Consider the following 13,273-nt stretch of genomic DNA (forward strand, 5'->3'; position numbering starts at 1 on the left):
CCTGCCGACACGGGTGAAGGGGATGACCGTAGGGGCGGGCCGCTGACCCGATCTGCCGCTCCTGCAGCTCCACAACAGGGCTTTCGGGTAGAGAAACGGGGCATCGGCCTGCCGCCCGCCCGCACAGGACGGAGGGGTTGTCCGCCGTGGCCTCCATTTGGAGGCCGCGTTTGAGGCGCGTCTGCGCCGACATGATTGCCTCAGAGCGCAGGCGCAGCCGGAGCGTGGATCGTTACCCACAGGGCCGAGACGCTACTTAGCGGCTCGGGGAGCGTAGCGAGTAGAGCCCGTCCCGAAGGGGACGCCCACGTCTAAAACTAGGCTGAGACTGCGTAAAAGGGTTTGTAGCATCGATTAGGACACGGTTGCCGCAATCCGGTAGCCCGTTGAGCGTTTCTTTAACCGCGTCTCAAGGAACGGCCAAAGCGACGTAATCCTTCCGCGCTGCATCCCACAGAGACGTGGTCGATGCTTCGGCCCCGAGGCTTCAACATTCTGTTTCGGTTCCGTTGTCTAAACACTTGGATGGGCTAGATACGGCGATGAATTAAGAGGGTCTGTAGTCGACCCTCTCTTCAGAGAACATGGCGACCGTTTTTGTGGTGTCGAGAAAGAGCCGGTCGTCTTCAGCGACGATTGATGCCCAGTTCTTAGACGTCATGACTCTGATCGCTGCCTCCTTGCTGTCGAACCACACTTCCGCGATGCCATCGTACGGTGCGGGGGATACAGCACTCGGTAAACCGTCAATATTATGAAGCTGAACATAGTGGCGCGTCGCCTCCATAACTTCAGGAACGGTTTGTACGATCGGCCAATGTTTGTTCATCCAGTGTTCACTAAACGCCTCCCTGGTGAGGTCCGCGCGACGCGTGAGAAAAAGGCTGACCTTAATCATGATTTAATCCTTCTTTGGCGGGTCAGACCGTCAGACGGTCTTTATAGTGAGAGGCCACAGGTCCATGATTGGCGGCTGTGTCAGCAGGCTACGCAACATTGTGAGCTCACCACGTTCCTCTCGCCACGCAAGGTATCTCTGATTAGCCTCGATGCTGTCGAACTCGTCGATGAAGAGAACCCTATTGCTCCCGTCGTCCATTCGAACCGCACGCGCAGAACGTACGCCCTCAAACCCTCGCGTTTGTTGCAACAGTTCGGGGAGCAAACTGTCACAAAAACGTTCGACTTCATCGGGCTTTAGTGTGAGCTGCACGGTAAACGTAACGCTTGGCGTCATGGACGTATTCCCAAAGCTAGATGAACGACGATCCGCCGAAATTTTCGACGCTTTTCCCTTAATCCAGTCGCCACTGTGTGAAGCGAGCGCGTACGGACCATGTAGCTCGTTCCCATAGTCTTTGATAGCGACCGCTATCTAAGCTGCTTTATTAGTAGCGAGCTCTATGATAAGGTCAAGCCGAATTCGAGGAGACTTGGCTTGAGAGTGACCAAGGAAAAGGCCGCTGAGCACCGCACTGCCTTGATCGCCGCAGCGGCGAAGCTTCTTCAGGAAGGCGGTTTTGATGGGACGGGCGTCGCAGAGATCAGTGCCAGAGCGGGCCTAACTCAAGGTGCGCTCTACGGTCAGTTTGCGTCGAAAAGTGCATTGGCAGCTGAGGCGTGCCATCGCTCCTTCGAAAACGGGCTTGATGCATGGGTTGATCGGCGCGGCCAAACCGGTAGCGACGCTGCGGCTTACATTAACCAATACCTTCAGCCCGAGCACATCGCCAATGCTGGCGACGGGTGTCCGATGGCGGCGTACGCCTCGGAGGTCAGCCGACAGGAGCCGGAGGTAAAGGAAGTCTTCAAGAATGGCTTCATAGACATGGTTCGGCTCATGCAGGACGCCCTGCCCGGGGACGACCGAAAAGTTGCCAGAAAGCGCGCCCTGCTGCTGATTTCGGCATTAGCTGGAAGCGTTGCTATGGCGCGGGCGACTGAGGAACTAGACCCCGGCTTATCTGCAGAGATCGTGGCATCTGCTCGAGAGGTGCTCGAACTCCTCACACAGCAAGACACGAAAGCTGAGCGACCAAGCAGGAAGCAGCGATAGTTAGCTGCCGAATGGCAGTGTAGCAGTGGAGTTAATAAATCGCAGAGTGTTGCAAACAGACTCGAACACAAATCGAGCCTCGGCCTTATCTATAAGACTGTTATCGTGTGCGAATGTGCGCTTATTTCTAATATCATTGAACTGGTCGAATATGGGACCAAAGCTCTTCATGATTGAGTACGACACCGGGTGATGTTCTTTAGCTTGCTGTTTTAGGGCGTTCATATATTGGCCAACTCTAGTGCTGAGTGAATCGCCCGGGGTAACGGAAGGATCGTCCTCAACTATCAGGTGAGCAAATCGCTTCATGCAGTAAGTGTGCAGTCGGTCTAAGGCAACCTGAGGCTTATCGGCCTGAATTTCTCTTTGGATCGACGCAATCAGTTCTCCTAGAGTCTCATCCTGTTTCAACTGCTTGATAGGCTCTAAATCGATCCCGTGACCATCCGGCTCTAACCCCTCGACAATCATTCTGAATTTCGCTAGTAGTTCGCCGTCTTCATTGAGTGGCTGAAAACTGATACTGGTTCGATAGTCATCGAGTGCCCGGAGCACCTTGGCGGCTTTTGAAGCGTCGGCCACCTGTAGGTAACAGCGAAGGCGATTGGCTTTCGAAGTTCCGTTTTCGGTCCAGACATTTGCATCGATATCAACGCCCATTTCAGCATCGAAAAACTCTGCAAATGTCTTGTTTGAGAAATCGAGCACATAGCCTTCACCCATGCGCAGGACGCGCTCGATAATGCGAAGCTCTCCGGGCTTCAATGTACTCATGATAGCGGGTGTCCTTAGGCTGGATGCTCGAACGTGAGCTTTAGGGTGATGAGGGTTCCCGACCCACCTAGTGTCAAGTTGTTGCCTGGTCAGAGCGCTGACTGATTCGGGCTATGCCGGCATCTAGCCGTGCGCGTTGCTCCGGAGTTCGCGCAGGGGCACGCTCTCCGCCAGCCTGCAAGCAAGGCGTTAGCCGAGCCCGCCATGAAGGCGGGCTCGGCCATGGCCGTCAGGCCACCTGGCGGGGCCGGCGATGAGCCGGCTTCGCCTTCTTCGGTTCGGTCTTGATCTCCAGCTTGACAAAAGGTGGGAAGCTGATGGCCAACGTGGCGCTGGCGACGGTAACGCGGTGGAGGGTGCGCTCGACGGTGCGACGCAGGTGAACGAGCAGGGCGCGGATGGTTTTGGATACGGTCATTTGAGTGTCTCCTGGATGGGATGTGCGAAAATCGCGCGGGCTAAAGACGGCACCGCTAAGGCGGGGTTTGCACCCGTAGGGGCGCAACAGCGTGGAGCACCCGGCTTGCCGGGTTGTTGACCCTGCCGCGGTGCCGTAGCCCTCGCAGACTAGATTTTCGTTCATCGCTTTCAGGAGACATGGCTGGCTGTTGACCGTTCGCATGGGCGGCTTCGCCTGTGTCGTGGCTTCGAGCGTTTGCAGCAGCCTCGATGGCCGGCTCGATGGCTCTACAAGTCTGACCTTCGCCAAGCTGCCGATGCTAGGAGGCGACGGCACTTGATCGTGCTCACGCGATTGGGAGGTGCTGAGAGCGTAAAATGCGGGCAGTTGCGGTTCCCGTTCGCGCCGCCGGACGCCAAGCTGTCAGCCTAAGGTGGTTTGGGAGGTAACATGAAAACGTGTTTGGCCGCTTCGGTTGGTGCCCTGCTTATGCTGGCGGGTTGTACGGTGCCGTCCACGCCTGGCCAGGCCGGCTACAGTGGCACGCATCCTGTCATCTCGAATTCCGATCCGACGCCGAACTATCGAGCCACGATGACGGACATCGGCAACGAATATGCCGCCGACCTGTCATGGCACGATCCGAGCCGGGTCAGCAGTGATGTCCAAAGCTGCTATATGACTACAGGCAACGGTTCGATACAGGGCATCTACGGTATACAAAACACGCGTATGTGCCTGGCGCTGGACTATCTGGCTTACAAAGATAACCAGATCGCAACGCACAACTATCAGCTTGCCGGTAACCCGTATTTTACCCGAGAGGCGGCGGAAAAGCGCTGGGTGATTTACGGTCCACGTGCTGGTTTCGACGATCCTGACGCAATGTTCGGCTACATGCGCGGGACGTATGCGTTCACGAAGCCAGCGCAGCTGAACACGACAAACTCGATACGGCCCATGGCGCGGCTACCTGGGCCGGGTGATCACCTACCGTCCTTCATGGGGCATTAGCGTTTCAACTCGTACTCCAGGGGCCGCTGGTGCCACGGACAGGATTGGCACGATCAGGTCGCGCCATGCTTGGCGCGACCAGGCGTTTATCGCCTTCGCTACGGTGCGCAAGGCAGGTCCAGACGTCATCGGTGCGGGTGGTAAAGCCAAAGCCGGCATCCTTACCGCACACAAAACAGGTGTGGGTTTGGTTTGGCTGGGAATCAGGTTCCATGGTCATACCGTTTTCTTGAGGGTTGGGCTGGCCTTGAAGCGGACGGTCTTGCCGGCCTTTACCTTCACCGGCCCGCCGGTGCGTGGATTAAGAGCTTTGCGGGCCTTGGTTTTGGCGACGCGAACGGTACCGAAGGACGGGAGGGTAAACCCTCCATCCTTTTTGATGGCGCCGACGATGGCGGCGATCAGGTCGCCCGCTGCTGCAGTGGCGACGACGCCGGTGCAGCCGGTCGAGTCCTGAATGATCTCGGCGATAAAGGCTTTGCTCACGGTGCAACCTCGACAGTGTGGATCAATAAGCCCAGCTCTGGGCGCAACGCACGGAATCGTACTCGTCTACCATGCCGTGGCAACGAGCATTTCCTTGAGGGACGTCGTATAGCGCGGGGACAGGCGATCATGGCGGGTCGACCAGGTGCGTTCGATGCCGGTCGCGAGCGGCCGCAGGGTGCCGCGGCCATAGCGCGCGTTGACGGCATCGAGCGCGGTCATGATCTTGGCCGATTTCACCGGATCGGTGACGGCAAACAGCATAGCCGGCTGGTCACGCGCCAGCACCAGGTCGCTGAGGATCACACCAGCCTTGAAGTAGCGATGTCCGCCGCGCCAGAGCGGGCGGAGCATACGCAGGGCTTCGCGGATCAGGGTCATGCTGTCCGATGTCGGCTCGATCCGGCCGGCGCGCTGGCCGGAATGCCAGTTCTCGTCTGGCTTGTGCGGGTTGGTCTGCAGGAACACAGCCATATGGCAGGCTTGGAGGCCCTCGGTGCGGAGCTTCTCGCCCGCCCGCGAAGCGTAGGCGGCGACGGCTTCGCGTAGCTCCTGCCACGTCGTTACCGGATGCCCGAAACTGCGAGTGACGGCGATCCCCTTGCGGGTCGGCGCCATAAGGCTGAGCGGCAGGCATGAGACACCGAGAAGTTCAGCCTGGATCCTGGCGCCGACGACGGTGAGGAGATCGCGCAAGGTTTTCGAGTCCATCGCCACGAAGTCGGCGATGGTCGTCACCCCGGCCCGCTCGAGCTTCTCGGCGGTGCGGCTGCCGATGCCCCAAACCTCGGCGGCAGGCAGGCGCGCATAATAGGCTGCGCGTACGGCAGGGTTGGTCAGATCGCACAGGCCGAGCAAGCCGGGTTCATGCTTGGCAATACTGTTGGCGAGTTTGGCGATGGTCTTGGTTGGCCCCCAGCCAAGACAGGTCGGGATTTTTGCGATGCGCAGCACATCGGCGCGGATCTGCCGGCAGCGCTCGAAGAGGTTGCCGGGCAGGGCGGTCAGGTCCAGAAACATCTCGTCGATGCTGTAAGGTTCGACACGCGGAACGCGGTCGGTCAGGACCTGATAAATCCGTCGAGAGAGATCGGCGTACAGCGGGTAATTCGAAGAGAACCAATGCACGCCACAGAGTTCGCGTTTCGAGCGAACGAGATGCCAAGGATCACCCATCTTGATCCCAAGCGCTTTGGCGCCAGCCGAGCGCGCGATGGCGCAGCCATCATTGTTAGACAGCACCACAACAGCCTGTCCAAACAAGGTGGGATCGAAGGCGGCTTCGCAGGAACAGTAAAACGAGTTGCCGTCGATAAGTCCGAATATCGGCATAGTGCCTACACGCTGGTTCGGACCAGGGCGGCGACAACGGCCCATATCTCAGCCTCGTCCGCGACAGGCTGCGGCTCTTTGTCCGCGCCACTCGGCTTGAGCCACCACTGACCGCAGCGATAAGCCAGCTGACATACCAGCACGTCGCCGTGGATCATGGCGATGACAACCTGGCCGGCGGCCGGCGAAGCCGCCGCGTCGGCGATCAGGATATCACCGTGCTGGATGCCGCGTTCGAGCAGGGCGTCGCCCTTGACCCGCACCGGGTAGCGATGGGGACGGCGCAGGTCGAGGACCTCGGACAGGTCGATCGGCCCTTCCAGGCTGTCACCGGCGGGGCTGACGAAGCCCGTGGTATTGCCGCCGTCGTACTCCCGGGCCACGTCAGGCAACCTGGGCATGACGAGACGTGTGGAACGGCTGATGCTGCTGCGGCGAAGCGGCGGCAGATCGCTGAGCAACCACGTCGAGTTGGCCGTCATGTCCTGGGGCATCCACCAACCACGTCCGCGGCAAGCCGCCACGCGCACGCTGCAGTTCCAGGCGCCAACGCGGTCGGCTCAGGCCGGGGACTTCGGGGGCACTTGGGATAGGCGGCGGTGACAGGGTTGCGACGATGCGCCAGCGCGTGAGCGCGGCGGACGGCTCGCGCAAAGCCGGGTCGTCATGGATCTGGCTGCGGCGCAGCGCGAAGGCGGTGACGCCCGCGCCCTCCGCCGCTAGCTGCAGCCGGCGTGAAGTCGTAAGACTAAAGCGGCCGGAGACCTCGCCGACTACAGCCGCCAGGCCACCATGCCGCAGGCCATCCTCCATCACGCCGAGCACAGCTTTGCCGGCCTGCGCGAAGATGATGCGGTCCGGGCAAAGCCCGCAGCCCGCCAGGCCTGCGGCAAAGGGTAGGGTTCGATCGACGATCCAGAGCACCGGCCCTGGCAGGCGCCCGGCCAAGGCTGCGATCAACTGCGCTGGAAAGGCGCCGAATTCCGTGTCGGCTCCGGCGCCGATGAACTCGTGCAGTGCCCCCACCATCAACCCATGGCCGGGAATTGCCTCGTCGATATCGGGCTGGCCGAAGGTCAGTCTCGGCTCCCGCTCGGCGCTGGCGGCAGGCCAGTGGCCTTCAAGCCGGGCGATCTGGGCGCGTAGCGCGCCGATCGACACTAATTCCGGCACGTTGATCACCCTGATGGTTGAAAGCCGGTTCAATGAGAACATAATAGGAACATCTGAAGGCCTTTGCCAACCAAGATCGTCGCGGGCGTGATCCGACCCAAAATCCTTGGTCGTTCCAGGCCGCCGCAGTTGGAAGAAAGACCTTCGTTCGCACCGCTGGACGCTACGACCAGGGCAGGCACCCTGGAGATCGTCATGTCAGCATCCGTTTCCGTCACGGCTTCATCCCCAAGCCGGGCATCGCTCGATGCGGTGCCTTGGGTCGATGTCGCCGGCAATGCCCGCGCGGCGTTGTTCGCCGGCAAGCGTTTCACGACGATGCTGCGCGAAGTCATTGCGCTGCGTCGTGGTCCCGGTCAGCTGACCATGGCGGAGTACTTCTATTACCGTCTGTGGGACCGGCCGTTATCGCTGAAAGAGAAGACTCGCTACGTCGGCAAGACGGCTCTGCATGGGATCCACTTGGCCTGTAACGACCATGCTTGGTACGCCGTGACCCAGGACAAGCTCTTGTTCCACGCGGCAGCCACAGGTGCCGGCCTGCCGGTGCCTGAGCTGCTGGCCGTGGTCCATTCTAGCCGGGAGGCTGTCGGCAAGCCGGCTCTGGCGACCGTCGAAGCGACGGCGAGCGTGCTTCGCGACCCGGCGCTGTACCCGTTCTTCGCCAAGCCGATCGCCGGCATTTATAGCCTCGGCGCGATCAGCGCCGACCGCCTGGATACGCGGGCGAGGGCCTACCTTGGCGATGGCACAGATTGCAGCATCACGGACCTTGCTGCCGACCTGACGGCCGACGACGGCGGCATGTTGATCCAGCGCCGGCTCCGGCCGGCGGTGAGCATCGCCCGAGATTTCGGCGATCGACTGTGGTCGATCCGATTGCTCGTCCTCCTGACGGACGATGGGCCGCAGGTCACCCGGGCCGTGGCCAAGATCCCGGCACCCGGCAACGTGGCGGATAACTTCTGGCGCCCCGGCAACATGATCGCTGCAGTCAACGTCGGAACGGGCACGACCGAACGCGTGGTGCGGGGAACCGGCATGGAAATGGAGGTCGACTTCGACCATCCGGAGACGGGCAAGCGGCTGGTGGGTGCCGTGCTGCCCGATTGGCCGCAACTGCTGGATGTGGTGCAACGGGCGGCCAGAACCTTCCCCGGGGTGCGAACGCAGTCCTGGGACGTGGCGTTGACGGATAACGGGCCGGTGTTGCTCGAGGTGAACTGGGGCGGCGATCTCAATCTGGCGCAGCTGGCCTATGGGTATGGCGTGCTCGACGAACGGTACGCGGCGCATTTACGCATGAACGCGTATCAGAAAAGCAAAGCGCAGCGGCGGCTCGGCCGCCTGCGCGAAGCTATACGCCGTGATTAGGCCGGACCGGTGGTGATCAAGATCCCGTCGTCGGTTTCCTCGATCAGCAGTCGCGTGCCGGGGGCCCATCGTTGCCGTTCCAGGAGCAGCTTCGGCACAGTGATGCTGCCATCGGCGCCGACGACTGCCTCGAACTGATCCACGTCCTCGAACATTGTTTATCCCCATGAGTATCTGAGCTGGTCTGACGGCACGGTTGTCGAAGGCGTAACGCGGTGCTGCTTGGTCAGTCGCACATTGACTTAACCACGCGCCTCCTTGCCGCACGCTTGCTCCACCAGATGCACTCGGAATTGCGTGACAAAGAAATGTGTTTGTTATCAACGATTTAGCTTGTTACCGTCGAGATTAGCGCGTAGCGTGCCGCGCAGAAGAGGAGAGTAAAGATGCGTATCGAATTAGTGGCTGGCACAAGCAACGTCGTCCGCTTTCCGGTCGAGCGTCGTGCTTGTCCGACGCTTGATCTTTTGCGGGACATCGCCCCGGACGTGCGCGAGGTACTGCAGCTGGTCGAGAGTTTCGATCTCGATTATCCGGGTCATGACGTTCGGGACGTGGCCGATGCCGAGATGGCCGACTATGTGGTGAACCACGTCAGGCCGGAGCCTGGCTGCGAGCGTCGGACAGAACTGGAAGGCTTGCTGGCGCCAATCGTGGTGCGTGGCGTCCAGGCGTGCCGGGTCGCCCATGACGCAGCACTCGTTGCCAGCGAAGTGCAACAGCGTTTGGTCAATGCCCAGACGGACGGCGGCTACTGGCTGGCGCCGATGGAAGAGCGGGCGGAACGCCTGACCACGGACGCGGCGCGTTTGCTGGTCAAGGCGCATGTGCGAGCCGAGGAAGCCGAAGGTGCGGCTCGGGCAATCGGGATGGCTCTACGCGGTGAGACATGGACACCCTTCGACCTGCAGGCCGCAGCCGAGGCGCTGTTCTTCCCAGATCGAAGGTCAGCCTGAAGGGTACACGGTGGTGCTGGTGAACGGGGCTTCCTGAGCGATGTGTGGCCGCTTCGCCAGCACCATCCCGCCAGAGCTGGTCGCAAAGCTCTTTGCGACCAGCAACGCGGTACCGAACCTCGGTTCGAATTGGAACACCGCGCCGACCCAACAAGCGTTGGTGGTGCGTCGTCATCCCGAAACGGCGGAACGCCACCTTGATGCGCTGAAATGGGGCCTGCTCCCGGCTTGGACCAAGGATCCCGACCACGCGAGGCGGCCGATCAACGCCCGCGCCGAGACGGTAGCCCAGCTGCCGACCTTTCGGGGCGCTTTTGCAAAGCGGCGGGCCATCGTCGTGATGGAGGCGTTCTACGAGTGGCGACGACCGGAAAAACAGCCAAAGCAGCCCTTTGCGATTGCGCGTGCCGACGGCTCGCCGCTTGCCCTGGCCGGGTTATGGGAAGGATTTAAGGAGGCGTCCGGAGAAATAATACGGACGTTCTGTCTTCTGACGACATCGAGTAACGAGCTTATGGGAACGGTGCATGACCGAATGCCGGTTGTCTTGCAACCGGCCGACTGGCCGCTGTGGCTGGGAGAAACCGAAGGCGATCCGGCGACGCTGCTGCGCTCGGCGGATGAGGATGTGCTGAAGCTATGGCCGATCAGCACAGCCGTGAATGCGGTCCGCAACAACGGTCCTGAGTTGTTGGCTCCCCTGCAAGCGCCGGATGCGCCGCCGCCAAGCGGCGCCCCCGCTGGGGCCAACCCGGCCTAGAGATCAGGGGCTTGGATCTCGGCTGGGGCGATACTCTGCCGATTTTCGTTCCGGTGCGGCTTCGGTGACTGATTTTCCAGCAGGGGCAATCGGAAGAGAAGACGTGGAAGGCGGCGGCAAATGGGTTCGATCGGCAACCGACGTATACGGCGCGGGCGCAGCAGACCCATCGATCGCGGCTTGGTGGCGTGACAGGGCAGCGAGGGCCATGCCGGCTATGCCCAATGGCTTTCCTGCCGGTGCTGCTACGGCTGATGCCTCGATCGCGGGTGTGGACTCTTGTTGCACCGGGGTGATCGGGGTCAGGCCCTCGCGGATGATGGCCTCGAGCGATGCGCCTGGTGCACGCCGGAGAGCCGGCAGCGCAAGCGAGGCTTCAAACTCCGCGCGATTGTTCGTCTCCATGCCGCGTTGTGGCGTCAGACCTGGAAAGGCGCGCTCGAGCACGGCGATATCGCGTGCTACATAAAGCCGGTTGCGTTCAGCGGCATCGACGCTGCTGGACGTCCAGTTGAGGTCATAGCCGGCTTCCTGCGCGAGCGAACGGGTCAGTTCCCGCAGCGTGCGGCTATTACCTTCATGGAACGAATGCACGTGATCGAGATCGCCATAAAGTCGTGCCATGCGAGAGGTGAAAGCATCCGGCGCTAAGCCGGTGATGGCGGCCGGACCACCAAGATCGCGCAGGATGGTTGCTGCGCGCTGCTCGATATGATCGTGGGCGTAGTGGACTTCATGCACGCTGACTTGGCCCTCCAGCGCCCGGAACTTGCTCCAGCCGGAGGTGTCGCTGCGCATCTCGCCTGGGCGATGATGCGGGAGGTCCTGGAAGATGTAGGCGTGGATCGCCTTGAGGTGGTCCACGTCGAATGCGCCGCGGATCGGGGTTTCGGCAAGTTCGCCGATGCGGTTGGCGGTAAGTGCGCCTTCGCGCCGTTCGACGGCAGGATCCGCCGCCATTCAGCCCACGGCGTGCTTGATCGCCGCGGTCAGCTCGGCGCGGGACAATTCGCCGGCCACGTAGCGTTGATTAAGGGCCTCGATGTCCGGGTCGAGGGTGAAACCCTCGAGGCGGACACTGCCGCGGGCATAGTCGATCGCCTTCTGGCGACGGCGGCGCTCGTCGTCCGAGATGAGGTGGGCGGAGGGTGTAATCTGATCCATCACTGTCTCCTGGGTTTGGGCAGTATACACCGGGTGGTGGCTACTGTGGACGGCTAGGTGCTTCAACAATGGGAATTTCCTGGATTTCGCGGCCCTGATCGTCCAGCAGCAGCAGGCTGCGTGACCGGGCGATCACGGTTTCGACTTCGATGAACTTGGTCTGACCGTCGGCAAGCATCACCATTCCACTTCCACTTTCCAGGCATCGATCGTGCGCACTGGCCACCAGGCTGGCAGCATCGGCGGCTGTTGCCGCCTGCATTCTGAAGTCGGCGGAGCCTTGCTCAGTGGTCCGTTCAACAAGCCTGATGGTGAAGATCGGCATGGGGGCGGTCTCCGGTTCAACGACGGGGGCGGGTGCGCGGGTCGCTGTGCGAGGCGAGCGGTGCTTTGTTGAGCGGCATTGTGTTGGGGAGCGGTGCATCATTTGCGCCTTGCTGCTTGGTGTGGAACAAGTATTACTTTAACGACTTGGCGCAAAAGTACAAGGCACAACTCTATGCTTGCGGTCAATTAAGGTAAGAAAAGCGTGAGCGTCATCTATTACTTATCTATGCTTCGGTGCGAACGAGTTTTACCTATTCGCACCGTTACTGCTGGCGCTGTACGAGACGGACAGCGCCGTTTCGGTTCGCTGATGCGCGGCGGTCATGCCGGAAACTCCTGGGCGTGGCAGTCCGACCACCAATCGGCCTGGCGGTCGGCCGCTTCGGCTTCCCGCATCAGGGTGGCCCGTTGGCTGGAATGAAGGTGGCCGCCGGTGGCGGCTTCGCGCAGGTTTATCGCGGCATTGCGCCACTGGCAGACGGCGTCGAGGACGCCGGCCTCGGACAGGCGTTGGATGGTCATCTCCATAAACAGCTCCGGACTCACCGCAGCCCGCACGGCGAAGCCGGCGGGCGCACAGAAAAGGGTGGGAATGAGGTTACCGGCCGCCCCCGGGGGACGGCCGGCTAGGCTATCAAGCCGCGGCTACTGCCAGCACGCCGCAAACGGTATGTCGTCATCGAGATCGCCGCCGCCCAGGCCGCCGCCTGTGGCACCCGCCGCAGCGGGTTCGCGGCGGCGCTGCGCCGGCCGGGCTTCCTCGCCGTTACCGCGTGCATCGCCCAGCAGGGTCAGTTCCCCACGGAATCGTGCCAGCACGATCTCGGTGCTGTAGCGCTCGACGCCGGCATTGTCGGTCCATTTGCGGGTCTGCAGCGCGCCCTCGAGATAGACCATGCTGCCCTTGAGCAGAAACCGTTCGGCAATGCTTGCCAGCTGCTCGTTGAAGATCACCACGCGGTGCCACTCGGTGCGCTCCTGGCGTTCGCCCGAGGCCTTGTCGGTCCACTGGTCGCTGGTCGCGAGGCTGAAGCTCACGATCTTGCTGCCTGCCTGGCTGTTACGAACCTCCGGGTCTTTGCCCAGACGGCCCAGCAAAGTCACCTTGTTCACGCTACCGGCCATTGTCGTATTCCTCATCTCTCCTCAAAAGGCGGTTCGACCCAGTGTCGGCACGTCCTTTCGGGTGCGGCCCCTGGGAACCGGGCCGGCCCGCGGCGCAATGGCGCGCTCTTGGGCGCGGGACCAAAGCCACGCACAAGCGCAGCGAGCATGGCGAGGACCCACCCGTTGCGGCGCGGGACGGTTCGGTTCAGGCCGCAGCAAACCCGAGAGGACGTGTCGACACAGGGTGCTCCGATCCATCTCTCCGATTCATTCCTCTCCATTTCAATTCCATATCTCTTCAATCTCGGTCAGGTCCTTTACCCACTGTCCTGTCATGTCATTCCCCGCAA

19 protein-coding genes are annotated in these 13,273 nt (G+C 61.4%); 5 read left to right on the forward strand and 14 right to left on the reverse strand.

Features of this window, described 5'->3' with window-relative positions:
• Window positions 1-547: 547 nt before the first annotated feature.
• Both HN018_RS23475 and HN018_RS23480 read right to left on the reverse strand, forming a co-directional pair.
• Window positions 548-898 carry an EthD domain-containing protein gene (locus tag HN018_RS23475; RefSeq protein WP_171833875.1) on the reverse strand — a complete coding sequence of 117 codons (351 nt, stop codon included), beginning with the start codon at window positions 896-898 and terminating at the stop codon, window positions 548-550.
• A gap of 30 nt (window positions 899-928) precedes the next feature.
• The gene (locus HN018_RS23480; protein ID WP_171833874.1) at window positions 929-1,237 is read right to left on the reverse strand and encodes a putative quinol monooxygenase; all 309 of its coding nucleotides are present in this window, start codon (window positions 1,235-1,237) and stop codon (window positions 929-931) included.
• A gap of 207 nt (window positions 1,238-1,444) precedes the next feature.
• On the opposite strand from HN018_RS23480, the gene HN018_RS23485 reads away from it, so the two are divergent.
• A complete protein-coding gene (locus HN018_RS23485) occupies window positions 1,445-2,056 on the forward strand; it encodes a TetR/AcrR family transcriptional regulator (RefSeq protein ID WP_239479381.1) in 612 nt (203 codons plus the stop codon).
• Here HN018_RS23485 and HN018_RS23490 read toward each other — a convergent pair whose 3' ends face one another.
• Window positions 2,057-2,830 (reverse strand): abortive infection family protein, encoded by a 774-nt coding sequence (locus HN018_RS23490; RefSeq protein ID WP_171833872.1) that lies wholly within the window; start codon window positions 2,828-2,830, stop codon window positions 2,057-2,059.
• Between the two features lie 229 nt (window positions 2,831-3,059).
• Window positions 3,060-3,248 (reverse strand): hypothetical protein, encoded by a 189-nt coding sequence (locus HN018_RS23495; RefSeq protein ID WP_171833871.1) that lies wholly within the window; start codon window positions 3,246-3,248, stop codon window positions 3,060-3,062.
• 432 nt (window positions 3,249-3,680) lie between these two features.
• On the opposite strand from HN018_RS23495, the gene HN018_RS23500 reads away from it, so the two are divergent.
• Window positions 3,681-4,244 (forward strand): hypothetical protein, encoded by a 564-nt coding sequence (locus HN018_RS23500; RefSeq protein WP_171833870.1) that lies wholly within the window; start codon window positions 3,681-3,683, stop codon window positions 4,242-4,244.
• A 216-nt stretch (window positions 4,245-4,460) separates the two neighbouring features.
• On the opposite strand, the gene HN018_RS23505 is transcribed toward HN018_RS23500, so the two are convergent.
• The 4 genes from HN018_RS23505 to HN018_RS23520 all read right to left on the reverse strand — a co-directional run bounded on the left by HN018_RS23505 (window position 4,461) and on the right by HN018_RS23520 (window position 7,277).
• Window positions 4,461-4,730 carry an HU family DNA-binding protein gene (locus HN018_RS23505; protein ID WP_171833869.1) on the reverse strand — a complete coding sequence of 90 codons (270 nt, stop codon included), beginning with the start codon at window positions 4,728-4,730 and terminating at the stop codon, window positions 4,461-4,463.
• A gap of 66 nt (window positions 4,731-4,796) precedes the next feature.
• A complete protein-coding gene (locus HN018_RS23510) occupies window positions 4,797-6,107 on the reverse strand; it encodes a Y-family DNA polymerase (RefSeq protein ID WP_338034029.1) in 1,311 nt (436 codons plus the stop codon).
• Complete coding sequence (locus tag HN018_RS23515) at window positions 6,068-6,544, reverse strand: LexA family protein (protein WP_239479382.1); 477 nt, start codon at window positions 6,542-6,544, stop codon at window positions 6,068-6,070. Before HN018_RS23515 ends, HN018_RS23510 begins: the two co-directional genes overlap by 40 nt.
• Window positions 6,447-7,277 carry an ImuA family protein gene (locus tag HN018_RS23520; RefSeq protein ID WP_171833866.1) on the reverse strand — a complete coding sequence of 277 codons (831 nt, stop codon included), beginning with the start codon at window positions 7,275-7,277 and terminating at the stop codon, window positions 6,447-6,449. Before HN018_RS23520 ends, HN018_RS23515 begins: the two co-directional genes overlap by 98 nt.
• A gap of 21 nt (window positions 7,278-7,298) precedes the next feature.
• Here HN018_RS23520 and HN018_RS23525 point away from each other — a divergent pair, with 21 nt between their 5' ends.
• On the forward strand, window positions 7,299-8,609 hold the full coding sequence (locus tag HN018_RS23525) for a sugar-transfer associated ATP-grasp domain-containing protein (protein WP_171833865.1): 1,311 nt from the start codon (window positions 7,299-7,301) through the stop codon (window positions 8,607-8,609).
• Here HN018_RS23525 and HN018_RS23530 read toward each other — a convergent pair.
• Window positions 8,606-8,764, reverse strand: coding sequence for an AbrB/MazE/SpoVT family DNA-binding domain-containing protein (locus HN018_RS23530; protein ID WP_171833864.1), 159 nt, complete (start codon window positions 8,762-8,764; stop codon window positions 8,606-8,608). The two genes, HN018_RS23525 and HN018_RS23530, sit on opposite strands and share 4 nt — an antisense overlap.
• Window positions 8,765-8,995: 231 nt before the next feature.
• Between HN018_RS23530 and HN018_RS23535 the strand changes: the two genes are divergently transcribed.
• Together HN018_RS23535 and HN018_RS23540 are read left to right on the forward strand one after the other, a co-directional pair.
• Window positions 8,996-9,565, forward strand: coding sequence for a hypothetical protein (locus HN018_RS23535; protein ID WP_171833863.1), 570 nt, complete (start codon window positions 8,996-8,998; stop codon window positions 9,563-9,565).
• A gap of 40 nt (window positions 9,566-9,605) precedes the next feature.
• The gene (locus HN018_RS23540; RefSeq protein WP_171833862.1) at window positions 9,606-10,325 is read left to right on the forward strand and encodes an SOS response-associated peptidase; all 720 of its coding nucleotides are present in this window, start codon (window positions 9,606-9,608) and stop codon (window positions 10,323-10,325) included.
• A gap of 3 nt (window positions 10,326-10,328) precedes the next feature.
• On the opposite strand, the gene HN018_RS23545 is transcribed toward HN018_RS23540, so the two are convergent.
• The 5 genes from HN018_RS23545 to ssb all read right to left on the reverse strand — a co-directional run bounded on the left by HN018_RS23545 (window position 10,329) and on the right by ssb (window position 12,941).
• On the reverse strand, window positions 10,329-11,285 hold the full coding sequence (locus HN018_RS23545) for a Fic family protein (protein WP_171833861.1): 957 nt from the start codon (window positions 11,283-11,285) through the stop codon (window positions 10,329-10,331).
• On the reverse strand, window positions 11,286-11,489 hold the full coding sequence (locus tag HN018_RS23550) for an antitoxin VbhA family protein (RefSeq protein ID WP_171833860.1): 204 nt from the start codon (window positions 11,487-11,489) through the stop codon (window positions 11,286-11,288). It abuts the gene before it with no gap.
• 40 nt (window positions 11,490-11,529) lie between these two features.
• Entirely contained in the window at window positions 11,530-11,814 is a 285-nt protein-coding gene (locus HN018_RS23555; protein WP_171833859.1) for a hypothetical protein, read from the reverse strand.
• Window positions 11,815-12,137: 323 nt separating this feature from the next.
• The gene (locus HN018_RS23560; protein WP_171833858.1) at window positions 12,138-12,344 is read right to left on the reverse strand and encodes a hypothetical protein; all 207 of its coding nucleotides are present in this window, start codon (window positions 12,342-12,344) and stop codon (window positions 12,138-12,140) included.
• Window positions 12,345-12,461: 117 nt separating this feature from the next.
• Entirely contained in the window at window positions 12,462-12,941 is a 480-nt protein-coding gene (gene ssb, locus HN018_RS23565) for a single-stranded DNA-binding protein (RefSeq protein WP_171833857.1), read from the reverse strand.
• Window positions 12,942-13,273 lie beyond the last annotated feature (332 nt).

Origin of the sequence: Lichenicola cladoniae (genome assembly GCF_013201075.1) — a bacterium.
GTDB classification, from domain to species: Bacteria; Pseudomonadota; Alphaproteobacteria; order Acetobacterales; family Acetobacteraceae; genus Lichenicola; species Lichenicola cladoniae.